Origin of the sequence: Limnospira platensis NIES-39 (assembly GCF_026000695.1) — a bacterium.
In the GTDB taxonomy this organism is placed as follows: Bacteria; Cyanobacteriota; Cyanobacteriia; order Cyanobacteriales; family Microcoleaceae; genus Limnospira; species Limnospira platensis.
In genome coordinates this window covers 2,663,501-2,690,498 of sequence record NZ_AP026945.1, presented here as the reverse complement: position 1 = coordinate 2,690,498, position 26,998 = coordinate 2,663,501, and the positions used below count along the sequence as shown (strand labels likewise).

At 42.0% G+C, this 26,998-nt stretch carries 19 protein-coding genes; 9 read left to right on the top strand and 10 right to left on the bottom strand.

The window, feature by feature from the left end:
- Positions 1–16: 16 nt before the first annotated feature.
- Positions 17–1,312, bottom strand: a complete 1,296-nt coding sequence (gene serS, locus N39L_RS13070; protein ID WP_006618527.1) for a serine--tRNA ligase — start codon at positions 1,310–1,312, stop codon at positions 17–19.
- A gap of 388 nt (positions 1,313–1,700) precedes the next feature.
- On the opposite strand from serS, the gene N39L_RS13065 reads away from it, so the two are divergent.
- The 7 genes from N39L_RS13065 to N39L_RS13035 all read left to right on the top strand — a co-directional run bounded on the left by N39L_RS13065 (position 1,701) and on the right by N39L_RS13035 (position 11,319).
- Positions 1,701–3,014, top strand: a complete 1,314-nt coding sequence (locus tag N39L_RS13065; protein WP_014275435.1) for an ABC transporter substrate-binding protein — start codon at positions 1,701–1,703, stop codon at positions 3,012–3,014.
- 10 nt (positions 3,015–3,024) lie between these two features.
- On the top strand, positions 3,025–3,942 hold the full coding sequence (locus tag N39L_RS13060; RefSeq protein WP_006619463.1) for a carbohydrate ABC transporter permease: 918 nt from the start codon (positions 3,025–3,027) through the stop codon (positions 3,940–3,942).
- A 3-nt stretch (positions 3,943–3,945) separates the two neighbouring features.
- The gene (locus tag N39L_RS13055; protein WP_006619464.1) at positions 3,946–4,818 is read left to right on the top strand and encodes a carbohydrate ABC transporter permease; all 873 of its coding nucleotides are present in this window, start codon (positions 3,946–3,948) and stop codon (positions 4,816–4,818) included.
- 36 nt (positions 4,819–4,854) lie between these two features.
- Positions 4,855–5,919, top strand: a complete 1,065-nt coding sequence (locus N39L_RS13050; RefSeq protein ID WP_006619465.1) for an ABC transporter ATP-binding protein — start codon at positions 4,855–4,857, stop codon at positions 5,917–5,919.
- 106 nt (positions 5,920–6,025) lie between these two features.
- Positions 6,026–6,229, top strand: coding sequence for a DUF751 family protein (locus N39L_RS13045; RefSeq protein ID WP_006619466.1), 204 nt, complete (start codon positions 6,026–6,028; stop codon positions 6,227–6,229).
- A gap of 90 nt (positions 6,230–6,319) precedes the next feature.
- Positions 6,320–10,111, top strand: coding sequence for a response regulator (locus tag N39L_RS13040; protein ID WP_006619467.1), 3,792 nt, complete (start codon positions 6,320–6,322; stop codon positions 10,109–10,111).
- Positions 10,112–10,134: 23 nt separating this feature from the next.
- Positions 10,135–11,319 (top strand): hybrid sensor histidine kinase/response regulator, encoded by a 1,185-nt coding sequence (locus N39L_RS13035; RefSeq protein WP_006619468.1) that lies wholly within the window; start codon positions 10,135–10,137, stop codon positions 11,317–11,319.
- A gap of 46 nt (positions 11,320–11,365) precedes the next feature.
- Here the strand turns inward: N39L_RS13035 and N39L_RS13030 are convergent, their stop codons facing one another.
- Both N39L_RS13030 and N39L_RS13025 read right to left on the bottom strand, forming a co-directional pair.
- A complete protein-coding gene (locus N39L_RS13030) occupies positions 11,366–13,126 on the bottom strand; it encodes a serine/threonine protein kinase (protein ID WP_006619469.1) in 1,761 nt (586 codons plus the stop codon).
- 75 nt (positions 13,127–13,201) lie between these two features.
- Positions 13,202–16,516 (bottom strand): tetratricopeptide repeat protein, encoded by a 3,315-nt coding sequence (locus N39L_RS13025; RefSeq protein WP_006619470.1) that lies wholly within the window; start codon positions 16,514–16,516, stop codon positions 13,202–13,204.
- Positions 16,517–16,786: 270 nt separating this feature from the next.
- On the opposite strand from N39L_RS13025, the gene rpiA reads away from it, so the two are divergent.
- Positions 16,787–17,500, top strand: coding sequence for a ribose-5-phosphate isomerase RpiA (rpiA, locus tag N39L_RS13020; RefSeq protein WP_006619471.1), 714 nt, complete (start codon positions 16,787–16,789; stop codon positions 17,498–17,500).
- 75 nt (positions 17,501–17,575) lie between these two features.
- A complete protein-coding gene (locus tag N39L_RS13015; RefSeq protein WP_006619472.1) occupies positions 17,576–18,757 on the top strand; it encodes an aldo/keto reductase in 1,182 nt (393 codons plus the stop codon).
- Positions 18,758–18,787: 30 nt separating this feature from the next.
- Here N39L_RS13015 and N39L_RS13010 read toward each other — a convergent pair whose 3' ends face one another.
- Genes N39L_RS13010 through N39L_RS12980 form a run of 7 tightly spaced genes read right to left on the bottom strand, consistent with a single transcriptional unit; the run spans position 18,788 to position 26,977 of the window.
- Positions 18,788–20,209, bottom strand: a complete 1,422-nt coding sequence (locus N39L_RS13010) for a hypothetical protein (RefSeq protein ID WP_006619473.1) — start codon at positions 20,207–20,209, stop codon at positions 18,788–18,790.
- A gap of 15 nt (positions 20,210–20,224) precedes the next feature.
- Complete coding sequence (locus tag N39L_RS13005) at positions 20,225–21,391, bottom strand: glycosyltransferase (RefSeq protein ID WP_006619474.1); 1,167 nt, start codon at positions 21,389–21,391, stop codon at positions 20,225–20,227.
- 58 nt (positions 21,392–21,449) lie between these two features.
- Positions 21,450–22,604: a glycosyltransferase gene (locus N39L_RS13000; protein ID WP_006619475.1), complete on the bottom strand. Its 1,155-nt coding sequence runs from the start codon at positions 22,602–22,604 to the stop codon at positions 21,450–21,452.
- Positions 22,605–22,606: 2 nt separating this feature from the next.
- Positions 22,607–23,578: a glycosyltransferase family 2 protein gene (locus N39L_RS12995; RefSeq protein WP_006619476.1), complete on the bottom strand. Its 972-nt coding sequence runs from the start codon at positions 23,576–23,578 to the stop codon at positions 22,607–22,609.
- A gap of 35 nt (positions 23,579–23,613) precedes the next feature.
- Positions 23,614–24,849 (bottom strand): glycosyltransferase, encoded by a 1,236-nt coding sequence (locus N39L_RS12990; protein ID WP_006619477.1) that lies wholly within the window; start codon positions 24,847–24,849, stop codon positions 23,614–23,616.
- 15 nt (positions 24,850–24,864) lie between these two features.
- Positions 24,865–26,001, bottom strand: a complete 1,137-nt coding sequence (locus N39L_RS12985; protein ID WP_006619478.1) for a glycosyltransferase family 4 protein — start codon at positions 25,999–26,001, stop codon at positions 24,865–24,867.
- A gap of 13 nt (positions 26,002–26,014) precedes the next feature.
- Positions 26,015–26,977 carry a lysylphosphatidylglycerol synthase transmembrane domain-containing protein gene (locus N39L_RS12980; protein ID WP_006619479.1) on the bottom strand — a complete coding sequence of 321 codons (963 nt, stop codon included), beginning with the start codon at positions 26,975–26,977 and terminating at the stop codon, positions 26,015–26,017.
- Positions 26,978–26,998: the final 21 nt, after the last annotated feature.

Below are 26,998 nucleotides of genomic sequence, written 5' to 3'. Positions count from 1 at the left end.
ACATACCAGCCACATTTTACAAAACCTCTCGCCCCAAATAAGGCTGCAAAACCTCGGGAACCTTAACGCTTCCGTCCGGCTGCTGATAGTTTTCTAAAACGGCCGCCATAGTTCGTCCAACCGCCAAACCAGAACCATTTAAAGCATGAACAAACTCAGTTTTCTTTTTCTTTTTCTTAGGGTCGCCTTTCGCTTCCCGGAAGCGAATATTGGCACGTCTGGCTTGGAAATCTTTAACATTAGAACAACTCGAAATTTCTCGGTAAGTTCCTGCTGAAGGTAGCCATACTTCCAAATCATAACATTTAGCCGCCGCAAATCCCAAATCTCCGGTACACAATTCTATAACGCGATAGGGTAATTTTAAAGCCTGTAAAATTCCTTCAGCATCTGCTACCAGTTTTTCATGTTCTAACTCCGAAGTATCTGGGTGTACTAATTTCACCAATTCCACTTTATTAAACTGATGCAGTCTAATTAGACCTCTGGTATCCTTTCCATAGCTTCCCGCCTCCCGCCGAAAACATGGAGTAAATGAACAGTGATAAATAGGGAGTTGTTCACCTTCTAAAATTTCATCACGATATAGGTTAACTACCGGTACTTCTGAAGTAGGAATTAACCATAAATCATCATCAGCACATTTAAAACTCTCTTCCGCAAATTTAGGTAATTGACCTGTAGCAGTTAAAGATATACTATTAACTAGCAGGGGTGGTATCACTTCTAAATAGCCGTTAGCTGTGTGAGTATCCAGCATAAATTGAACTAATGCGCGCTCTAATGCCGCCCCAGCACCCACTAAGCTAACAAAACGACTTTGGGCAATCTTTACCCCTCGTTCAAAGTTGAGAATTCCTAGCTTTTCTCCGATTTCCCAATGGGGTAAAATATCCGTATTTGGGAGTTTATATTCATCTCCCCAGCGGCGTACTTCCACATTTTCGGCTTCGCTTTTTCCCTCTGGGGTGGTGTCACTAGGAAGGTTTGGTAACGGAAGTAATAGGCTAGTAATTTGTGATTCTAGGTCTTTTTCTTGGGGTTCTAAGTCACTTAACTGGGACTTTATTTGCTGTCCTTCTTCCCTCAATGCTTGAATTTCTGGCCCTTTGGGGTCGGTTCCCGATTTGATTTTTTCTCCTACAAGTTTACCGATCTCGTTGCTGCGGGTTTCTAGTTGAATGCGTTGCTGTTCAAGTTCCCTCCGTTTTTCATCTAATTCTAAGATGGCTTCTAGGTCATAGTTTCCCCGACGGTTGAGGCGTTGTTGAATCTCTTGTGGATTTTCCCGAATCAGTTTAATGTCTAACACTGGTCTTTCCTAAATTATCAAGGTCTGATCAATTAACCTTCCGAAGATTTTACTAGGGTCGCGTCTATAAGTCAATGTAATTGTTATGCTAGGGGGTTGGTCAGCGATCGCTCCACGATAATTAATGGATAAAAATAGTTTTTAATTGGTTGATACTATCCTACTGAAAAGATGAATACAATCAATACTGTGTCAGATTATACGGAAATTTGAAGATCAGCACCTGAAAAATATATATTAAGTAATCTAAAGTTGCCTTGCCATAATTCCCCCAAATTTGTATAATCATAAGCAAAATATAGCCCTGACCTGATTTGATACTAGGGTTGATCAGGTCTCTCTTAGGACATAGGTATTGTTTCCGGTTGTCAATTGGGAAAATTTAATAATGTTACAGGAACACAGAGTTAATGTCAAAACTAAGACCCGCTTATTTAATCTAAGAGCTTCCAGATTTTGGCGAAATTTAGGATTAGCGATCGCCAGTTTCTTAGCGGTATTGTGCGTTATTGTTCCCGTTTTTAGCCAACAACCCGTAACCGTGAGGGTGTTAGTCCAAGCCTTGGAAGCAGCCCAATGGCAACCCCTGGTTAAAGACTTTAATGAAAACCACGAAAATATCCGCTTAGAAGTCATCAGCGGACCCAATAACACCAATTTAGTTGAAGACCTCTACACCTCCGCTTTTTTACTCGGAGATTCTCCCTACGATCTCGCTTATATGGATATCGTTTGGGTGCAAAAGTTCGCAGCCGCTGGGTGGTTATATGATTTATCTAATCGGGTGACTCCAGGACAGTTACAGGCTTATTTAGAAGGAGATATTGAAGGGGGACGCTATCAAGATAAACTTTATAGAATGCCCTTCCGTACAGACGGAGGAATGCTCTATTATCGGACTGATTTATTAGCCGAAATTGGCGCAGAACCTCCTGACACCTTCGAGGAATTAATAGACATATCCCAAAGGCTACAAGAACAAGATTTAGCCCAATGGGGTTATTTGTGGCAAGGTAGACAATACGAAGGTTTATCGGCTATGTTTACCGAAATTTTAGAAGGTTCTGGAGGATTTTGGATCGACCCAGAGACCAAAGAAGTAGGATTAGATAAACCGGAAGCGATCGCCGCTGTGCAATTTCTCCGAGATACCATTACCAAAAACATTTCTCCCCCCGGAGTGACCACCTACGCCGAAGAAGAAACTCGCCGCCTATTTGAAAGTGGTAATACTGCCTTTTTAAGAAACTGGCCTTATGTTTATTCCCTCGCCTCCAACTCAGACATAGCCGGAAATTTTGCCATTAAACCAATGGTACACGCCCCAGGTAAAAATAGTGGTGCTTGTTTAGGAGGTTGGGGATTTGGCATTTCCTCTACTTCTCGCCATAAAGATGAAGCCTGGGCGGTGATCAACTTCTTTAATCAACCCGAAGTTCAGCGCAAATACTTTTTAGAAACTGGTTATGTACCCTCCAGAATCTCCCTATTTAATGACCCAAAATTAGTCGAGAAGTTTAGCTATCTTCCCAACTTATTACAAGTAGTACAGAACCCAGTTTTAAGGCCTCCGATCGCTCAATATGCCCAGGCTTCTGATATTTTGCAAAGGTATCTAAGCGCCGCCCTAACCGGAAGCAGAACCCCAGAAAAAGCCATGGAAGCCGCCGCCAATGAAACCCGCGCCCTGTTGAATCGATAACTGATTAATCATGAATGAAAGAATTAACAATCAGATGGAACGCCAAGAGAAACTCACCGGATGGATCTTAATAGCACCAGCTTTGCTAATTCTTGGCTTTGTGTTTATTTACCCCATAGGTCGGGCATTTTGGTTGAGTTTATTTACCAATAATTTAGGCACTCAATTAGAACCAATTTTTTCAGGATTAGCCAACTATCAGCGCCTAATTGGAGATGGTCGCTTTTGGCAAACCATGTGGAATACTAGCGTTTTTACCATCATCTCTATTTTCTTAGAATTGGTGATTGGTATGGGCATCGCCTTAGTATTAAATCAAGCATTTTTTGGGCGAGGTTTTGTCCGCACATCTTCCCTAATTCCTTGGGCGTTACCCACAGCCGTCATGGGGTTAGCCTGGGCGTGGATTTTTAACGATCAGTATGGGGTAGTTAATGATATTCTTACCCGCTTAGGATTCATTGATAGCCAGATTACTTGGCTAGGCGATCCCACCCGCGCTATGTCAGCTATGATTATCGCTGATGTGTGGAAAACCACCCCTTTTATTGCCATTATTCTCCTAGCTGGTTTGCAGTCTATTTCTAGTGATTTATATGAAGCCCATGCCATTGATGGCGCTAACCAGTGGCAGAGTTTTTGGCAAATTACTATCCCCCTAGTGATGCCCCAAATTATCATTGCTTTACTGTTTCGGTTTGCCCAAGCATTTGGTATTTTTGACTTGGTGCAAGTCATGACTGGCGGGGGACCCGGTGGGGCTACAGAAACCGTGTCTATTTATATCTATGCTACGGTGCGCCGATATCTGGATTTTGGCTATGGTGCATCCTTAGTTGTAGTCACCTTTTTACTGCTGATTTTAGCTGTGGCGATCGCTGCCTTTTTCCTATCAAGAACTCGCGTAAATGTTATGGGAGGTAAATAATCAATGACCGTTGCTAATCAATCCTCAGAAACTGATAAAACAAGCCCAATAAACTGGGGTCGAATTTTACTGTGGATAGGTGTTATTCTCACCATCATATTTTGTCTAGCGCCCGTATTATGGCAGTTGCTAACTTCTTTAAAAACCAATGAATCTATTTCCACCATTCCCAATGTTTATTTTCCCAGTTTGGATCAACTCACCTTTCAACACTATCAAAGTTTAGGCTGGCACTTTCTGCGCTATGTGTTTAATAGTGCTTTAGTTTCCCTAACTTCAACCCTTCTATGTTTAGGAGTTGGAGCCCCCGCCGCCTACACCCTAACTAGATTAAAAATACCGGGAGAAAATGTCATCCTCGGCTTTGTCCTAATTATCAGTTTGTTTCCCTATGTTCTCCTATTTTTAGGGTTGCTGGAAATTGTCAAATTTATGGGATTAGGTAACAACTACATCGCCCTAATTATCCCCTACACTGCCATTAATTTACCCCTGACAATTTTGGTCTTGAGAAGTTTTTTCCAACAACTACCCAAAGACCTAGAAGACTCCGCCAAAATTGACGGATATGGAACCGTTGGGATGCTGTTACAGATAGTTGTACCCATGACCATACCTGCTTTAGTAACCACCGGAATTCTCACCTTTATTTTCGCCTGGAATGAGTTTATTTTCGCCCTCACCTTTATCACCCGCGAAGAAATGTATACCATTCCGGTAGCCGTTGCACAAATTGGAGGTGCATCTATTTTTGAAATCCCCTATGGTCCTATTGCTGCTGCTACCGTAACCGGAACTATTCCCCTAGTTATTTTAGTGTTAATGTTCCAACGTCGTATTGTTCAAGGAATCACAGCCGGCGCTGTCAAAGGCTAAAATCACCTCAATAAATGTTCTGTAATTATCGAAATCATGGCTAAATTAGAACTAAAAAACCTGCGTAAACACTTCGATCATAATGTCATCCCAGTTAAAGATGTAAGTGTCAATGTCAATGATGGGGAGTTTCTCACTCTTCTGGGTCCCTCTGGTTGTGGGAAATCAACCCTATTAAGGATGATTGCTGGGTTAGATCAACCTACCCAGGGTCAGGTGATTTTAGGGGGAGAAGATTTAACCAATATTCCCCCTGGTAAACGCAATATGGCGATGGTATTTCAGAGTTATGCGTTATATCCTCACATGACCGTTTCTGAAAATATTTCAACCTCTTTGAAATTGCGGAAAGTTGATAGTATAGAGATAGAAAAACGGGTTAATGATGTATCGAACCGTTTGGGAATTCAACATCTCTTAGAGCGTAAACCTGGGCAACTTTCTGGGGGTCAGCGTCAGCGGGTGGCTTTAGCCAGAGCGCTAGTCCGTAACCCTGATGTTTTTCTGTTAGATGAACCCCTGAGTAATTTAGATGCACTGTTGCGGGAACAAGTCCGCGCCGACCTGAAACAGTTATTTGAATCTCAGCAAAAACCTGTGGTTTATGTCACCCATGACCAAACAGAAGCCATGACTCTTTCTAGTAAAATTGCGGTGCTTTATGATGGATATTTGCAGCAGTTAGCCTCTCCTAGTGAGATTTATATGCAGCCTGCTAATCGGTTTGTAGCGGGATTTGTGGGCAGTCCCCAAATGAATTTATTAACCTTAGACTGTCAGGAAAATCAGGCGATTTTAGGAGAGTTTAGTTTAACTTTACCCTATTTACCAACTTCCCCAAAAGCTGTGGTTTTTGGGATTCGTCCAGAGGATGTATCTTTAGGAGAGGAAGCCGATGGCGATATAGTTGAAGGACAGGTCTATTTAATGGAAGATTTGGGTAAAGAAAAACTTTTGAGTGTCCGCATTAACGGCTCTGAACAAACTCTGCGGGCGGTGATTCCGGCTGACCAACTTTGGGAAAGTGAGCAGGTAAAATTAAGCCTATCGCGAAAACAGATGCACTGGTTTGATCTCGAATCAGGCGATCGCCTAAATTAACTCAATTGTTGAGTACATCCCTAGGGGCAACTAGCAACAGTTGCCCAGTTAATTAATTATAATGGTATACTGATGTCACTCCCTAGCCATTGAATTAGATTAACCTATGCAAGACTTTTTTCAGAATGTATCCCGCTATCCCCGCTACCTGATTACGTTTACTCTGGGGATTTTCTATTTCCTGTTTGAACGTCTCAAACCTCTTTTAAACCGTCCTGTGACAGCGATCGCCCTGTTAAGTTTACTAATAAGTGTATTCTCATTTACCTACTTTACCCTCCAAGGAATGTTAGGTTTAAATGCACTTTAGGCCAAAACCTGATAGTTTATAGATAGGGAAGTTGGGACTAAAATCAGATCTCAACTTCCCCTATTAGATCATATCATCACTCACCTAGCTATGATGCGTCTCCCCAAAATGTGGTCTATCCGTCGTCGCTTAATCACCGGGATATCCTCTAAAATATCGCTGCGGGGACTGTTAGTTATACCTTTCGTAGTCCAAATTTTTGCAACTGTTGGTATCGTAGGATATCTGTCTTTCAGAAACGGACAGAAAGCGGTTGATTATCTAGCTTACAGGTTGATTGTTGAAATTGTAAATCGCATTGAAGAAAATATAACTCACTACTTAGAAATTCCTTTTATAGTAGGTCGGGATATTCAAGATGCCGTAGCTTTGGGATTACTAGATGTTGAAGATTTATCAGGATGGGAATTGTATTTCTGGAGAAAAGCTAACTTTTTTGAATCCATTGATATTATTTCTCTTGGTAATAAGCAGGGAGAATATCGCTCAACTTCCCGCACTAAAGATGGTCAATTACAAATAGGAATTGCTGGCGCATATACCAACTTTGATTTGTATCGCTACAATAGCTTGGAGGCAATTAATAGACAACCACCAGATTATATTGATCCCGATTATGATCCTCGTTTACGACCCTGGTATCGGGTGGCGATCGGCACTGATCAACCTGTTTGGAGCCAAATTTATACCCGGTTTGAACCTCCCCCAATTCTGCAAATTAGTGCTAGTAAAATTATTTCTTCTTCCCCTGATTCCACGGAAGCTGATGGAGTCATGAGTATTGTGATCAGTCTGTCTTATATTGGTCAAGTTTTGAATAGTTTAGATATTGGAGAAACGGGAAAGGCATTTATTATTGATCATGAAGGTTTATTAGTAGCAAGTTCTACCTCAGAACCCCTGTTTAAACAGGAAGAAGATCGCATCATTAGACAGGCTGCTTTAGTTAGTACCAACCCTTTAATTCAAGAAATTAGTCAATATTTAAAAGATGAATTTGATAGATTTGATCGCATCGATAATTCTTATTTTAGAAAAATCCCATTTAATGGTGAAACTCAATATATAAAACTGCTACCTTTTCGGGATGAACGAGGTTTAAGATGGTTGATTGTGGTGGTGATTCCCGAAGCTGATTTTATGCACAATATCCAAAATAATACCCGCCTTACCATGGGATTATCTGTAATTGCTTTAGCAGTAGCGATCGCCATAGGATGGATAACCGGAGAGTGGATTACTCGCCCCATTATCGATTTAGCCAAAGCTGCTAACGCCCTATCTAGGGGCGACTGGAATCAGAAAGTCGGAAATAGTTGCACTCAAGAACTTCGCACCCTCGCCAGATCTTTTAAACAAATGCGGGGACAATTAAAACTTTCCTATAGTCAACTTCAGGAATACTCCTATAGGTTAGAACAAAAAGTGGCAGAGCGTACTCAACAACTGGAACAAAAAGTTAAAATTGCCGAAGCCGCAGTGCGAGAACGTAAAGCCGCAGAAGCTGCACTTAGGGAGTCAGAACAAAAATTTTCGACAGCCTTTCATGCAGCCCCTAACCCCATTACAATCAGTCGTCTTGATGATGGTATTCACCTAGAAGTTAATGAAAGTTTTTGCTTAGTCACCGGCTACAATTCCGAAGAAATTATCAATCGCACCCTGGACGAACTCAACCTCTGGGTATATTCTGAGCAACGGTCAGAGATGTTAGGTATTATAGCCAAAAATCGTCAAGTTCGCAACTTTGAACTAGAATTCAGAACTAAAAATGGTGAGATTAGAAGCGGATTAATTTCGGCAGATATCATTAATTTGAACAGCCAAGAATGTCTACTTACTAGCAGTAATGATATCACCGATCGCCGCCGAGCAGAAGAAGCTCTCCGCCGCCAATTTGAGAGAGAAAGACTGCTGCGACAAATCACGGAGGAACTAAGATCTAGTTTGGATTCCCAGCAAATTTTTCAAACTGCCGCCAACCGTATTGGTCAAACCTTCGCGGTCGATCGCTGTACAATTTACACTTATTTATCTAGCCCCACACCCCAAATTAAAGCCGTTGCGGAATATTTAAAATGTGAGTATCCCCCGATTTTAAATCAGCAATATTCCCTAGAAAATTATCCCTATATTGACAGGATTCTCAGTCAGGATGTCGCCATCATTACCGAAGATATTAACAGGGATAACAACCTACAAGGAGCCCTAGAGTTTTGCCAGCAATTTGAAATCAAATCTCTTTTAGCTATTCGCACATCCTATCACAGCGAACCCAACGGCGCAATTTATCTAAGTCAATGTAGCAACAGTCGCACCTGGACAGATGAAGAAATCGATCTTTTAGAATCAGTAGCTGCTAAAATGGGAATAGCCCTCGCCCAAGCCAATTTATTAGAACGAGAAAAACAACAAAGGCTGAAACTAGCTACCCAAAATATTGCCCTAGAAGAAGCCAGACGCGCTGCCGATGCTGCCAACCGTGCCAAAAGTACATTTTTAGCCAATATGAGCCATGAATTAAGAACCCCCCTTAATGCGATTCTGGGGTTTAGTCAATTGATGGCTGATAACCCCATATTTGCTGAAGGTTCCCAGGAATTAGCAATTATTAATCGCAGTGGTGAACACCTCCTAGAACTGATTAATGATATTCTGGATTTATCCAAAATTGAAGCGGGAAAAATCACTTTCGAAATTCATCCTTTTGACCTGCATCGCCTTCTGGAAACCTTGGAGGAAATGTTTAAATTAAAAGCTGCCAATCAAGATATTATCTTAACTATTAATCGCCCCATATATTTACCTCGATATGTGTTAGGTGATGAGAAAAAGCTGCGACAAGTTTTAATCAATTTACTCGCTAATGCTATTAAATTCACCATAGCGGGGGAAGTTACATTATACACTAAGACTCTACCAACACCTAAAGATGCTGAGACAGATTCTAATACTGTACTGATGCAGTTTATGGTTGAAGATACAGGGCCAGGAATATCGAGTGAGGAAATCAATGCTTTATTTGATGCTTTTGTGCAAACAGAAACCGGGCGTTATTCTCAGGAAGGAACCGGGTTAGGGTTGCCAATTAGTCGAAAATTTGTGAAGTTAATGGGAGGAGATATTACAGTTGATAGCACTAGGGGTGTGGGGAGTAAATTTAGTTTTGAGATTCCGTTAGATTTAGCTACAGCCCAGCCCCTGACTATTACTCCTCTGTCTAGCCGGAAAATTGCGATTGAATCTGATGGTCAAAATTACCGAATTTTAGTAGTAGATGAAGTTCCAGAAAACCGACTATTGGTAGCTAGAATTATAGAACCTTTAGGATTTCAGGTTTTGGAAGCAGAAAATGGTCGGGAGGCGATCGCCACTTGGGAAACTCACAAACCGCAACTAATTTGGATGGATATGCGGATGCCAATTATGGATGGCTATGAGGCGACGCGCCAAATTCGATCGCGTCCCTGTGGTGATCAAGTTAAAATAATTGCTCTCACCGCCAGCGCCCTAAGTGAACAGGAAGTAGATATTATAGATGCTGGCTGTGATGATATCTTACGCAAACCTTTTCAGAATCCCGATTTACTGGAAAAAATGGCAATTCATTTAGGTCTGCGCTACCGTTATCTGATGGAAGCTAACCCCCCTAGCGCTGCTTCTCAATCACTGCGCCCCCTTACACCGCAAGCCTTAATGGTGATGCCTTTCGATTGGCTAAAACGGCTTCATAAGGCGGCTATTTCTGGGGATGATGCGGAGGTATTCCAATTAATTACTCAAATTCCCGAATCAGAAACGGAATTGGTGGCCACTCTCACGGAGTTGGTAAATAATTTTCGATTAGATACAATAAATGATGTTACTCAAACTTTGATTTGAGTTGTATTATAGGGATTTCCAATATGAATCGCGATATTAGTTCGGAATTTCAACCTGATATTTTGATTGTTGATGATATTCCAGAGAACCTGCGCCTCCTGTCGCAAATGTTACTAGAACAGGGCTATAAAGTCCGTAAAGCTATCAATGGTCAGCGGGCGCTACAGGCGGTAGAAGCGGAAACACCTGATTTGATTTTACTGGATATTATGATGCCAGAATTAGACGGTTATCAGGTGGCTAAATATTTAAAGGATGACCCGACAACTAGAGAGATTCCTATTATTTTTCTGAGTGCGTTGAGTGATACGATGGATAAGGTATTAGCTTTTGATTTGGGAGGGGTAGATTATATTACTAAACCCTTTCATGTGCAGGAAGTCTTAGCGAGGGTGAGAACCCAGCTAACTATTAGTCAACAAAAACAGCAATTAATCACCCAAAATCATGAATTAGAGCGAGAAATTACGGAGCGCCAAAATATAGAATCGGCACTGCGGATTTATATTCATGCCATGTCCCATGATTTACGAAATCCGGTTACTGGAATGTTAATGGTGCTGCAAAATCTCCTGAAAAAAATACCAGAAAATTATGAAGAATTACCTGTAGCCCCATCAATTTTAAAGCGCATGGCTAACAGTTGCACGCGCCAATTGGCTTTGATTAATTCCCTTGTGCAAACCAGCGATATAGAATTAAAAGGTATTCATCTTAATTGTCAATCGTTAAATTTGCGTCAATTTACTAACAGATTATCTCTAGAATTAGAGCTAATTTTACAAAAGGAACAAGCGGAAATAAACAATCAGATACCGGAGAATTTACCGGCTGTTCAAGCTGACCCTAATCAGCTATGGAGAGTTTTTGATAATCTGTTATATAATGCGATTAAATATAATCCTCCGGGTATTATTATCACTCTGTCAGCGGAGTTAATTACAGAATTTATCTCCCTAAAAAATACCGAGGTTAAGTTAATCCGATGCACTGTAAAAGACAATGGTAATGGTATGAGTGAACAGGAATTAGATGGGATTTTTGATTTATATAAACGGGGGCGAACTGTGGGTAATATTCAAGGGTTAGGTTTGGGTTTATATTTGTGTCGGCAAATTATCAACGCCCACGGTGGTAAAATAGGTGCGATCGCCACTCCGAAGGAAGGAGCAACATTCTGGTTTACTTTACCTATATTTGATGAGTAACTAGACATATAAACACTGCTATCAACAGCGGGATTATTGCTGATATTTATTTCCATCCTAGAAGGCGTAAAATCGGGATAATTACATAGTGAATTACTGCCAAAGATAAAGCAATGGTGCAGCCCAATAAACCGACAAAAGTAATACCAGACCAGAACTGTAACCACTCTGGTATCAGGCCAACTTGGGGAAATTGTAGTAATAGATCAATTTGCCGAATCTCCAAGTTAGCTAAACCCCAAAAAATGGCGCTGGTGGTGCTGGCGGAAACGATCGCATAAACCGAGCGATGGCTTTTCCAACCCAATCCCCACGTTAAAATAAGGGTAGTAATTCCTATACAAAACCATCTCGCCATAGCCAAATTGCCCAACCCTGGCACTGAGGAGATGGTACTGATAATGCGCCACAGTAACCCCCCCGTTAAATATCCTAATACACCCATCCCGGCCGCCCATTTATAGCGACGGCGTTGATTAAAACCTGCGCCATCGGTCAAGCCCAAACCTGTGCCTAAACCAGCTAAACTTAACACTATAATTTCCGCGCCCAAATTATTAGATAGATGACGGAAAAACAGGTGTAAAGAAGGCTTGAGTAAATCCCCTAATATTTGACCGAAGGGAGACTGATAGGCTAAAATAAACCCTAACCCTGCCCCCACCATGCCTCCTGAACTAGCCAGCCCGATTTGCCAAAGGGTTTGAGTGGTAGCCTGAGATATAGCCAGGACGCTCCGCCCAACCAATTGTAATCCCGTCCAGATAATGCGATCGACTTCAATCAATGCAGTTTTGATCACATCGAGACACAGTTGAGGAAATGACATCATTCGGCGGGGATGCTTTTTCATTCTGGCGATGCGGAATAGATCGGTTTGAATATCATCAGCATTTTGGGGGCGGTTATTTAGATCATTCTCGACCATACAATCAAGTAATTCCGCCAAGGCTGGAGTGATTGCCACCCGATGCCATTGCAATTTTCCGGTCATGGGGTCTTCAAGTTCGGCGGGAAACACACCCGTTAACAGGTGGATACAGGTTCGCCCCAAAGCATAAAAATCGGCAGCCGGAGTTATGGCGGCTCCAACTATTTGTTCCGGGGGACTATAACCGGGAGAAACTAGGCGGGTATGGCTTCTGGGGGTAGTTTCTCGATCGCTATGGACTAAAGCCCCAATTTGTTTCGCGCCGCCAAAGTCAATCATCACCAAGGGACTATCGGCAAGGTGGTTGTAGTCGAGGGTTTGTGGGTGGGGTAAACGCAACATCAGGTTAGACGGTTTCAGGTCTCGGTGTACAATTCCGCGTTTGTGTAACTCCCGCAAAATATCCAAAGCCTGATGCAGCCACAGCATGACCAACTCTTCAGGACAGCCTTGGGGATATTCGGCGAGAACTTCCTCCAAGGTAGGGCCGTTAATTTTTTCCATGACTAAGCAGGGAAATTCTAACGGTTTACGGTTGCGTCTTCGTAGGAAAAAATAGCCGTCTGGGACTACCCGTGGGACTCCCGAATGGTGTAGGGATGCCAAAACTCTGGCTTCTTGTTCAAATAATTCTAGGGCTTTGGGGTCGGGTTGCACGAGGACTTTCAGGACTTTTTCGGATTTGGTTTTCAAGTCCCAAATGGTGTACAGCCGGGAAAATCCCCCACTTCCTAGACTATCTAAGGGAATATAGCGATCGTTGAGTTGCAATGGCGCACCGCAACTTTGACAAAACCTATTACCCCAAGGCTGGCCGTGGGGTTTAGGGCATTTGGGGTTAATACAGTGAACAGTAGATGAAACGGGATGTTCCACGATAGCGACCTTAGTGGTCCAACTCAACAGTTAATTGTGCTATCGTCCATGATAACGTTTCTGGGCGAGATGTTCCTAATTAGTGACGTGCCTTAATTGTTCAAAAGTTCGATACATTTGAGCGGCTAACTGTTTAGGATTCCACAAGGGGGCGAGGGTGTCTGGTTGTTTAACTCTGGCTAAATGGCTACTAATTTGCTGTCTTAATGGGGCATTGTGACCAAATTCAATCCCTAGTTGGGTGTATTCTTCCCAACTCCAAGCTACACCTATATCTAGGTTAACTGCTTTTAGGAAAGCATAACCCATCCGCGATAAATACTGTCTGCCTGACCTGGTGACTACGGGTAATTCTGACCATAATGCCTCTAGGTTATGGGTTCCTCCATTGTAGGGGTAGGAATCTAACATGACATCCGCAACTTTATAAATCGCCCGGTGTTCTTCTTCGGTTTGGGTGAGTCCTAAGAAGATTAAACGATTTAGATCAACCCCTACTTCTTGGCAGGCTTGGTTATACATTTCTCGCAGGAGTTGGGCATCGCCTTGACCTTTCCGAATTAATACACTATTGGGAACCGATCGCAGAATATTAACCTGGGCTTTAATCATCTCCCCATTGGTTTTTCGCCCCGGCGCAACGCATAGATAAGCTACTGCATTCGGGGGGATATTTAACTGTTGTCTTACCATGTTTCTATCTACGGGACGGGTGGGAAGTCCGGCTATGGCTACGGCGGTATCTGGTAGCCTAACTAGGCGTTCGAGATAATGTTTTTCTATTCCTGGTGGGTGACTATGTTGGTCACAAATTAGATAGTGATTACGGGTGAGATAGGGGGCATCAAATCCTAACCAAGTTACACAAACTGGGGCGGGGGATTTATGCAAAACTTGCACGTTTACTGGAATGGTTACTGAGTCGAGATCAACTAATACATCAATGCGATCGCTTCGGATTTGTTGACTTAATTCTTCTGGGGATGCAAAACCATTAGGATAGGATTTCGGCCAATAACATTTAGCCACGGTTTGTTCATATCTGGCTGTTACCTCGTCGGGGTGCAGTATCCCACTAATATATAAATTAATATGGGGGGTAATTGCGGACATTTCTTTGATGACTCCTTCCGCACACCAACCCACGGAATGGCGGCGAAAATGCTTGGAAAGAAAACCGATTTTTAAAGGTGAACGCGGTTCGGCATAAATCGACGGGGGAGTGGCTATGGGTTCTTGGTAATAATATTGACAAATTAGACGATAAAAGTGGGCGTTTCCTTCTAAGTTATCCCGGAGGTGAGGAACTGTAAATAAAATGATTTCATAAATTAGCCTAATTTCAATCTGGGTCAGGGTTTCTATGCTATTATTACAGATTTTTATCAATTCTTCTAGTTTGGCTAATGCCTGTTCACAAGCCCCTGATTGAGTATAGGAAAAAATATAGGCGATCGCACATAGGACTGGTAGAGTTTTACCGCAGTTTTCCCAGTAGCGATCGGCTACTTTTCGGGCTTTTCCTAAATTGGTGGAATGGCTGAGAAGATCACATAGTTGTTGATAGGCTTCGGCAAAATCTGGTTTAAGCTCCAGGGCTTTTTCTAGGTTGGCTACGGCTTCTTTGGGTTCCTTTTGTTTTTGAATGTGGGCGAGGCGACAGTAAACTTCTGCCCATTCTGGTTTTAATTGTAGGGTTTTTTGATAGTTGGCGATCGCCTCTGGTAGTTGTCCAATGGTTGCCTGCATATTAGCTAAATTAGCATAGGCATCGGGAAAATTGGGTTTCAGCTCAATGACTTTTTGATAGTGATTAATGGCATCTTGGTGGCGGCGCATTTTGGTAAAAATACGGGCGGTGTGTAGATACATTTCTGGCATTTTGGGGTTGAGAGAAATGGCTTTTTGTAACTGTTCTAAAGCCTCTTCTAATCGGTCTTGCTGCACCCGTAAACAGCCGATATTAGCATAGGGTTCCGCCCAATTGGGTTTCCGGGAAATTGCCCGTTGATAACTGGCGATCGCCTGTTCGTATTCACCCCGCCGCGCCAGAATATTGCCAAACTCAAAGTTAAATTCGGCTTCTACTAAATCGGGTTTTAATTCTAAGGCGATTTTCCAGGAATTAATGGCGGCTTCTGTATTTCCTAATTGTTGATAAACTCTCCCTAAATTCCAATGTACCGCCGCCAAGTCCGGTTTAATCTCAATGGACTTTTGATAAGCGGCGATCGCTTCGTTTACCTGCCCATTTTGCAGATACATCGTCGCTAGATTAGCATGAACTTCCGCAAAATTAGGATTAATTTCTAAGGCTTGATTATAGGCGCGAATTGCTGAGGATATTTTGCCTTGAAAATGTAAGGCATTACCTAGGACTACATAGACTAATAAAAAATTAGGATCGAGTTTTAATATTTCCTGACAGGTGGCAACAGTTTCCTCTAATTTGCCTTGAGATAAATATAATTCTGCTTGTTTTTGTAAAGATAATACCCTGGGATTTATCGGCTTTTCTGCCACAAATTTCTCATCAGTTTTAATTAATAACTGTTCAGTGGGAGAGGTAACTAAATCCTCTGATTCCTGGGTGTCTTCCTGATAGTGTAATTCCCCTTCTAAGACTTGACCAGAAAAATCTACCCCCTGTTCATCAAAACTGTCGGTGGCATCTTCTATAAAATTCATCGATTCACTGATAGACCCCGAAACTGGAGTTTCTAGCAGAGATTTTAATTCGGCAATTTTGGCGAGAATATCACTATTATTAGCATCAAGTTTTAGGGCGGTTTGATAATTGGCGATCGCCTCATTAATCTGACGATTTTTTGCCAACGCTTCCCCCAGTTTTAAATAAAATTCTGGTCGATTAGGTTGTAGATTAATCGCCCGCTGATAACAGGTAATCGCCCCCGAAATATCCCCTGATTTAATCAGAGCATTTCCTAACATCCAATGAACAATCGCTAAATTAGGAGCAATTTCTAGGCATTTCTGATAACAATTAATCGCCTCATTCCATCTCTCTTGTTGATAATAAATACCTGCCAAATTACTATAAGCTATGCTATAATTAGGCTCGATTTCTAACCCTTGAGTATAAGCCCAAATCGCCAAATCCAGAAAATTACACCTTTGCAGAGCATTACCAACTCGCCCATAGGCCGTAGCCAAATCAGGCTGTAATTCCAAAGCCTTTTCTAAAGCCGAAATAGCCGGATCAATTTCCTGATTATAAATATATGCTTCTGCCAACAGGATATAAACCTCGGCATTATTAAGATCCAGTTCTAAAGCCTTCATATAAGCGTCAATACTAGCCGGATAATCACCCTGACTCAAAAATTGCTGACCTTGACAACAATAAACCTTAATCTGTTCGGAATTCACTAACTTACCTCAAATGCGTGTTTATACAACTAATAATAATCTGTGATAGTATTAGGCAGAATTGGCAACCCTCCAACAGTTACCCAAAGTTATCACTTATTCAAACCAAGGCTATGCTATGATATAATACAACACCAACGCTACTTATCCAACCCTAGGGAATTTTGGTTTTGACTCAAATCTGATGTTTGCCAAGGTACAAAACGCGATAAAGTAAAAATTGTTGATCAAACTACAGTTATCCAAAACTGTCCTTTAGGAGTATTTAGCATGAGTCCAGAACAAGACCCCGTTAAGTTAATGAAGCAACAGGTTGGCAAAGCGGCAGCAGACCGGGTTAAATCCGGTTCCATTGTCGGACTGGGAACGGGGTCAACCACAGCATACACAATTCAATTTTTAGGAGAACGCCTCAAAAGTGGGGAAATCAAAGATATTAAAGGCGTTCCCACCTCATTCCAAGCCTCTGTACTTGCCAAGGAATATGGCATTCCCCTCACCACTTTAGATGAAATTGACCATATTGATATCGCTATTGATGGTGCTGATGAGGTCGATCCTAACAAAAATTTAATCAAAGGTGGTGGTGCCGCTCACACTCGCGAAAAAATTGTAGACTGTTTAGCAGATCAGTTTATTGTAGTTGTAGATGGTTCTAAAATGGTAGATCGTCTGGGTTCTACATTTTTATTACCCGTGGAAGTTATACCAATGGCGATGACTCCGGTAATGGCAGCTATTACTAAACTTGGGGGGAAACCGACCCTGAGAATGGGAGTCAAAAAAGCTGGACCTGTGATTACAGACCAGGGAAATATGGTGATTGATGTCAAATTTGATGCGATCGATAATCCCGCCGAATTAGAAAAAACCCTCAACAATATTCCTGGGGTTTTAGAAAATGGTTTGTTTGTGGGTGTAGCTGATGTTATCCTAGTGGGAGAAATCAAAGACGGTCAACCTATTGTCCGCGAGATTTCATAATCCTAAAAACCGGGGGATAGAAACACAAGCACTGGTTTCTATTTCCCCTAATTGTTGCAATGGAAATAGCCGATGATGCACTATAGACGGTTTGGACGAACTGAACTGCCGATGCCTGTATTATCCTGTGGTGGAATGCGGTATCAATATCAATGGCAAGATGCCTCTCCTGAAAAAATACCCCCCGAAAGTCAGCGGAATTTAGAAGCGGTAATTCGCCGTTCCCTAGAGTCGGGAATTAACCATATTGAAACCGCTAGGGGTTACGGTACATCAGAGATGCAACTGGGTTGGATTTTACCAAAACTACCCCGGGAAAGGCTAATTGTTCAAACCAAAGTTTCCCCGAAACCTGACCCGGCTGAGTTTCGCCGTGACTTTGAAAAATCCCTGAAATATTTACAGTTAGACCATGTAGATTTATTGGGTCTGCATGGGATTAATACCCCGGAACTTTTAGAATATTCGATTCGACCCGGTGGCTGTTTAGAAGTGGCTCAAGAATTACAAAAAGAAGGAAAAGTGAGATTTATTGGCTTTTCCACCCACGCGCCAACGGATGTTATTGTTAATGCGATCGCTACTGATAAATTCGACTATGTTAACCTACACTGGTATTATATCAATCAACTAAATTGGCGCGCTATTGAAGCCGCCACCCGTCATGATATGGGAGTATTTATCATCAGTCCTTCTGATAAAGGTGGGAAATTATATGATCCGCCTCAAAAGTTGGTAGACCTATGTTCTCCCATTAGTCCCATTGTATTTAACAACTTATTTTGTTTATCTCATCCCCAGGTTCATACCCTCAGTTTAGGCGCATCTAAACCTACAGATTTTGATGAACATTTACAGACTCTTGACCTCCTAGACCGTTGGGATGAAATCGTACCCCCCATTTTAGAAAAGCTAGAGAAAACCTCTATAGAAGCCCTAGGGGAAGATTGGTTAAAGACATGGAATCAGGGTTTACCTAACCCAGAAGATACACCCAATAATATTAATATTCCCATCATTCTGTGGTTAAGAAATTTGGCGATCGCATACGATATGATAGAATATGGTAAAATGCGCTATAACTTACTCGGAAATGGTGGTCATTGGTTCCCCGGACAAAACGCCGCCACTATTGACCAAGTAGATTTAAGCCACTGTTTAAAAAATAGTCCCCACGCCGATAAAATCCCCCAATTATTGCGAGAAACCCATCAACTGCTAGGCGGTCAATCAGTCCCCAGACTATCTAAAAGTTAAGTTAATCAGAATCCGGTAATAATTACCCCACTATCCTATTAGCAATAAAGCGCGGAGTAAAACTTTAGGTCTCAGAAGAGTCTTAATAGTTAGTCGTGGCGGTTTAGGGATATAAGTAGATTGACGACTAAAGTGATATTCTTGCCATCGCAAAACCACAATACAAACCAGATAAATCATATAACCTGGTTCCTCCATCTGAGTAAAAATTAACCCAAAAGACAAGGGACATAAAACCAGAAACTTAGAAATATCATCAAAACAGAGTCTACGCCAAACCACAAACCAAATATATAAAAATGATGCCAGTCCCAAAAAACCTACATCTCCCCAAATTCCCGCCCAACCAAACAGGGGAGAAAACATACTCGATTGATCTCCTAACCAACTAGCTCCTGCGGCTCCCCAAATGGCATTAGTAGCTGGGTGTGAAGTAGCCCCAAGGGGTCTTAAAATAAACGCATATTCCCGCAGCATCCAGCCTCCTAGTCTTCCTACAGTGTGACCAGGACCTAAGCCTAGTAAAGGATGAAGGGGAGACTCATAGAAAGTCGGAACAATGCGAAAGGTAGCAGATTTCAGTAAAGTAGCTTCTCCTTCGGGTCCATAAATTTCCGGCCGCATCCAAGTTTGAAAAGCACCCATACCAGGTACATTATGAATCGCCCACCAAAACCCATAAGATAATATCCCAAAAATAATTAAAAACTTAATGGCATCAGCCAGATTTTTAAACTTAGTCAATAGCAGAAATACTCCAGCAATGCCAAACACTAAAACCACCTGTTTAGCATCAGAAATAACCATGTGCCAAAAAGTTGCTAAAATCACCACAGTCCGCAACCATATAGGCAGATTTTTGGCAGCAAAAAAATAGTAAATTCCAAAGGTTAATGATACAGAAGCACCGATGACATGACCGGCACCTTGGGCAATAAAAACACCTTTGATATTGTCTTCTAATCCCTGGCGTAGATGGAGATGCAGAACATACTGTTGCACATAGGCAAATGCTAGATTAGTGAAGGATGCAAAAACAATATAGCCACGCAATTGGTTTAACTTATCTAAAGTAATCGGGACAGTCAGAATAATAACAATAAATAAAAAATGTTCACATAACAACAAGAAATTAACGGCAATATTAATTAAACCTGCGGTATTTAATAAGGCACTTGCTACCGAAATTACCAGAAAGATAAATAGGGCAACTACCATTTCTTTAATGATGGTAATTTGTTGTCGGTCTTTGACTTTGGTTTTCCACAGAGCAAAAGCAAACAGCCATGGCACTATTCCCAGATGCAATAAGTTAACAATTGATGGGAATTTTAAAAGCTGAAGTACCCGGGAAAAAAATGCCGAACTGAAGGCAACTAGAGTCAGGGTAGATAGTTTAATATATCCTTTTTTGGGTTTAGTTAATATTGGCTGATTGTGGTTAATTTTCATGAGTAACTAAATCTACTAGGATTTACTTAAAACTAACTGGTAAATTGATTTAAGTTGCTGATAATTTTGTGGTGCTGTATACTTGGCTTCAAATTCTGCTCGTGCTTCTCGACGCATTTGGGGGAGTTTTTTGGGATGAGAAATTAGGGAGTCAACTTGTTCGGTAAGACTGATAGGATCGCCGGGTTTAAATAGGAGTCCCGTGCGACCATGTTCTACTAATTCGGCGATCGCACCTAAGTTAGAAGCAATGACCGGAGTACCCTTAGCAAAGGCTTCTACAGCCACTCTACCAAAGGTTTCATACCATTTAGAAGGGAAAATTAAAACCATTGCTTCTCCCATCAATTTATACACTTCTGGGAGGGGTCTACGTCCTAACCATTGAATGTGAGGTAATTTCTCAGCAGCGGCTTGGACACGGGGAACTAAAGGACCATCTCCCACAATTTTTAAGGGTACTGGTTGACGGAGATTTTGCCAAGCATCAATCAGCACATCTAAGCCTTTTTCTACAGATAATCTACCTACAAAGAGTGCATATCCCCCTTCCCCGTTGCCAACTCCGGGATCGGGATAGACAAAGTTAGGTTTAACGATTATTTGGTCTTCTGACCACCCGGCTTGAATAAATTTCTGGCGCGCAAATTGGCTGAGGGTAATAAATATATCTACCTGATTTACCCACGTGCGAGCCATACGGTGTAGGGTTAACATGGTTGCAGTTACGCCACTGGCGGCTCGATTTTGTCGGTAACAGGCGTGAATAACTCCGGGATAAGGTACAAATTTACCTAGGCAATCTTCACAAATGCGATCGTCTCTAAAAAATAATCCATTAGGGCAAATTAATCGGTAATTTCGGAGGGTCTGAACTACGGGAACTCCCTCAGATTTAGCCGCATAGTATACCGATGGAGATATCAAGGGGAAAAAGTTTTGAACATGGACAATATCTGTGGGATGAGTTCGTAACTTCTGTTTAACTATTTGGTAGGCTTCTGTAGACCAAATGGTTGTCAAGGCTAAATTGGTTTGATTAAGGGTGGCAACTCGATCATTGCTATCTTGATAAATATCAACTTGATTACCATTTTCTTTGAGCAAATTGGCTTCGGCTTGGGCTGATTCGTCTTCCCCGCCTCGAATTTGATAATTGTTATGAATAGACAAAATACGCATTAAGATTGAGTTTATGGCTCAGTAAATTGCTATAGTTATTATACAGTAAACTTTTTCATTATGCTGGCTCTGTTGCGTTCCCTAATCCTGGCGGCGCTAAAACTGTTGTATAAATTTCTTCTAATCTTCGCGTTTGGCGATCGCGGTTGAAGTTCGCCTCCATGTGTTCTCGGCTTCGCTGACTAAGTTTTTGCCAAAGTTCAGCATCATTGAATAATCGTAATATAGACTCTGCCAACCCCGCCACATCTCCTTCGGGACTCAGAAACCCGGTTTCTCCATCGATGACGGCTTCTGGGATCCCTGCGTGGTAGGTGCTGACCACAGGAAGTCCCATGGCCTGGGCTTCCAGTACCACGTTGGGTAAGCCTTCTGAGTCTCCCTGGGATGCGGTGATGCTGGGAGTTGCCATAATGCGGGCGCGGTTCATCCAATATTTAACAACTTCCGGGGGTTGTAAGCCTAAAAATTGGTAATCTTTGAGGGTATTGGCGGCGGCGGTTTCTAGGGCGGTTCGTAGGGGGCCATCACCAATGATCACTAATTTTAGATCTGGTTGTTGGGATTGTATTTGAGCGATCGCCTTAATTAAATATTTACAGCCTTTTTTTTCGGTTAAACGGCCGACAAATAACACCACAGGTTCCCGAACGATCACCGGATCGGGTGCAAATTTATCGACATCAACCCCATGATAGTGGGAGCGAATCTTTTCAGGCGGAAACCCCTGTTTCACGAGTTGGTTATGGATAAATTTAGACACCGTTAAAAATAGTTTAGCCTCCCTTTTGAGGGTTTCTTGGCGTTGAAAATAAATCCAGTGATTGAGGGAGGTATACTGAGATGATTCTTTATTTACCGTAGCATCTGCGCCCCGGTAGTGAACGATAAGGGGAATTTTTAGCGATCGTACCCACGGCAACACTAACGCCCCACTCAAGCCAAATTGAGCGTGAATGAGAACCGGATCTAATTGTTTAATTTTCCTGTAGATACCCGGAGCAAATCCAATTAATTTAAACACCTGTTCCTGCACCTTACCGAGGGCATTATCTTGATTAATAACCATGGTTCGTTCCGGTGGTAAATACAAGCCATTAACTCGACGACAGCCAACATAGTAAGCAGTATACTTTTGTAATTTTTCAGCCGGATCTCGGATAAACGTTTGAGAGGGGGGAAGTAGGAGGCTATTAAAAATAATGATATTCACAATTATTTCACCAAGCGACTAGACGTTTTCACCATTTCTCTAGTTTGGGGTGAGAGAACCTGACCCCAAATTCTAGGCAATGTATATTGGGGATTTAAAATAGCTGATAATCCCAAATAAAAAGAAGCAGGAATATATTGTTTTTCTCCGACCAGTAATCCCGATCTGCGATAGTAAAACATTGCCAAGGTTTCTAAATATTTGCTCAGACGTTTAAGGATAGGCCAAGCCGCACGTTCTTGGATAAATTCTTCAAATGTCGGCTCTGGTTTTCCTTCTAAACGCGCGACGTGACGAGATCTTACATATCGCATCACTTGGCGTTGAAAAAAGAAGCGTTGCATAGAGCCACTTTGAGAATGAACTCGATAAAGCAAAAGGGGTTCTGGAAGCGAGATAATCGGCCCATACTCAGCCATGCGATCCATCAGTTCCAAATCCTCAGCAGGAAAAAATTCAGCCCGATATCCACCCACTTTGAGTATAATATCTTTTTTAAATAATGCTGTTGGGTGGTTGAGATTAACCACATGGCCTTGCTGACGCATTTGGTAAAATTGTGCTTCAGTTGTCGGACCTAAAGGGGAAACACTTAAAATCTCCCCTCGGGAATTAATATGATGAACTGTGGCTCCTAAACCGACCAATTGAGGCATGGCAGCAATTACCTCCATTTGGCGCTCAAAGCGTTGAGGAAGGGCAATATCGTCAGAATCCATAATCCCAATCCAGGGATATTTAGCAACCTCAATTCCCAAGTTTCTTGCCTGACTTGCACCACCGTGATCTGAATGAATTACCCTAATCCGATCATCTTGTTTCTGGTATCGTTCGATAATTTGAATTGTCTCGTCTTCGGAGCCATCATCGACCATAATTAATTCAAATTCAGTAAAAGTTTGATTGAGAATGCTTACAATTGCAGGATCTAAAAAATTTTCGGCATTATAACAAGCCATGATGACGCTAATCATAGGATTCTCCTAATTTGTAAATCAGATTAATAATATCATTTATATTCGAGCATTTTTTCATAGGTTTGATTCAGTAACTTACCCTTAACTTTCCAGCTATAAAATTCTTGAACTCTCTGCCTTCCTGCAAGCCTATAATCGTCAAAAACAGCAGAATTATTAGCTAAAATTGTCATAGCATTAGCTAAACCATCAATTGCTTGTTGGGGCTGATCAGCCGGTATCTTAAACCCAGTTTTTTCGGTAACAATTAGCCCTGGTCCTCCCCAATCTAGGCAAATAACCGGGCGACCCGCCGCCATTGCTTCTACACAAACTAAGCCCCCAGATTCGTGTAAGCTGGGATGAACTAACGCCAAGCATTCTGATAGTTTTTTTAGGGTTTCCGGTCGAGATAAGTGATTCCAGAATTTCACTTGGTTGGTAATTCCCAAATTTTGAACTAGGGTTTCAAGTCGGCGGCGTTCTGGCCCGTCTCCGACGATCCAATATTCAGCATCTGGAGGGAATTTTGCTTGGGCGAAGGCTTTGAGTCCGAGATGAAACCCTTTCCAGTGTAACAGGCGACCGATACTGATAAATTTAACCCCTTGAGGTTGAGAGTCGCCACACTGGTTGAGTTGAGTGATTTCTAAATCCGATAATCCTAATTGAGATAAAACCTCTACATTTTTCGCCCCTAATTTTCTGAGTCTCTGGGTGGTTTCTGCGGTGGTTCCCCTGGCTAAAATACTGCGTTGGGCAGTGAGTTTAACGAAGGGGTCTAATTCTCCTAAAGTCCTGGCTATATCTCGCATTATTTCATACATAATTCCCCGCCAACCAAAGTCTTTCCAGAAGGCTTTGGGAGCTGATTCTCCACCCCCTACTGGTCCCCATAAAAAAGGAATAGGAAGAAGTGCTAAAAAACTGGGGGTTGAGTGGCGAACATAGGTGACATGATGCACTATGTGAAAATTTATGGTTTCCTGGAGTTTTTTGGCAACTAAATAAGCTGCTATTTGCCATAAATAATAGTGCAGGTAAACTAGCTTTTTTTTGAGATGGAGTGGTCGCAGCCAGGAGGGAGGTTCGCAGTAAATTACCTGTAGTTTAATAATGGGGTTTTGGTTGAGTTGGGCTTCAATGGTTGGGCGGTTATTTTGTCGGGTGAGAACCCAAACATTATGATATTTTGCTACTTCCTGAATAGTATGCCAACCTACCCCCGGTTCTGAACCTTCTCCGGGGCGACAGGCGTAAGCTGAAATTAGAATATTTAAAGGTTCCACGCCTCCTCCTTTGGTTTAGGAATTTGGAAATATAAAAGATGTAACTTGATTGAGAAAATTAGCTGCGGCTTGGGGGGTGTAATTATTCATTAATTTTTGCGATCGCATTCCCATTAACCTAGCTAATTCGGGATTGTGAATAAACCGGGTCATCAATTCTGCTAAATATTCCGGCTGTTGGGGATGAAAACAATAACCGTTTTCTCCATCGGTAATTAATTCCGATGCTCCGGCTAATTCAGAACACAAAATAGGTCGCCCTAAAACCATTGCCTCTAATACTACCATCCCCCAAGTATCCTCCAAAGTGGGTAAGACAAAAATATCAGCTTGGGTGAAATAAGTGGCTAAGTTATTGTATTCTACCCGACCAAACCAACGCACATAATTAGTGAGTTGATTGTGTTGACAAAAGGTTTCTAACTCCTGTCGTTGCTCACCATCACCCACAACCCATAACTGATAATTAGTTTCTCCCTGTTTTTGTAGTATAGCACAGGCTTCTAAAAGATAGCTCAAGCCTTTGCGAGGAATAATTACCCCTACAAATAAAAAGGTTAGCTTTTGAGAATATGTAGATTTTAAATCCCGATCAGGAGTACCCAGGGATTGCACCCATGGCACCTCATAGGGATGAACAAAAACTTGATTTTCTTTGGCATTTAGAATCTCTATTAGATAGTTTTTGCCACCGTGAGAGTTGGTAATACAAGCGTCAGCAGCTTTTACCATACCGCGTCTAATAGCTAGACGTAGGGGGGAGTTACGATAGTCTACACCGGGGGAACTCCCCTCGTAAGCGATGACAACTCGCCAACCTCCTATAGGTTTAAATAAAATGGCTAAAATTGTCCACACGCCAAAGGAGTTAGAAAAAATTAAATCTGGTTTAAACTGGAGTAATCGCTTGACAATATTTAGGGGAAGATAGGTAAAATTATCTCCATAACTATTGGCAGATTTTCTCAGGGAAATAATTTGGCGATCGCCTAAAATTTCCACTCTAAAACTATCCTCTAGTCCCGGTGCGAAACCATGCCAGCGACTGGTAAAAACCGTGGTATCTGGAAATAACTGGCTGTAGCAACTCAGGGAAGGTTGCCAGTAGTAAAAAGCAGATGTAAGCAACCATGCAACGCGGGTATTTTTCATGATAATTACCTAATTAATATTCGGAGATATCGGATTGTTTCATGGTTTTAATCGTTGTTAAATACTGTCCTAAAAATGGTAAACCGCCGATGGCGGGTAGGAAATATCGAGCTGTACACAGTAGACCCAAACCTGCGGCCACAGTGGCATCAAAATAAGGTTCATAGAAGATAACCAGTGCTGCATCCCGAGTTCCGACTCCCGCGAAAGTTAGGGGTAATAAACCCGCTAAAATTGCCAGGGGAGAAAGGGCGAGGCTGGACATAAATGGAGCCCAGGCGTTGAGAGCTAGGATAAAAAACCAGATTTGCAAGAGATGGAGAAACCAGATAAAAATTGAAGTCGCGCTAATTTTCACAAGTTGGCGTTTGTCGCTCCAGAAGTAATTGTGCATTTGAGCCCATGAGATTTGCAGTTTTTTAACTTTTTCTTTAATTTTATTGGGGGCAACTTTGCGAATTATTCGGAAGAATAAATCAGCAAATTTACGGGAGCCTAAAATTGATAATCCCACCAATAAACCGATAGTTACACCAAGGGTCATAGTCCAGAATAGCAGGTCTTTTTGGGGATACAAAAGCAATCCAAATACGCACCATAGCAGCAGGGAGAGTAGGTCGCAGGATTTCTCAAAAACCACCAGGGAAAGGGACAGGGAACCGCTCAAATGCCCCCGTTCTCGCATGAAGTAGGCTTTAGCAATATCCCCCATTTTGGACGGTAAAACCATGTTGAGGACGCTGGCGGCGAGAATGAGGCGGTTGGCTTCTGCAAATCCGAGATAGGTGCTTTTGGGCATAAGTTGTTGTAGTCGCCAAGCGGTAAATAAAGTAATAGGAATTACCATGGCTAAACTCACAGGCATCCAAAAGCGATCGGAATTTAGAAAGATGTCTGCTAATCCTTGCAGGTCAATTTTAGAATAAATAATTGACAGGATAATAATGCTAACGGCAATGGAAATAAATCGCTTCATAGAGACAAATCCTAGGGCTAA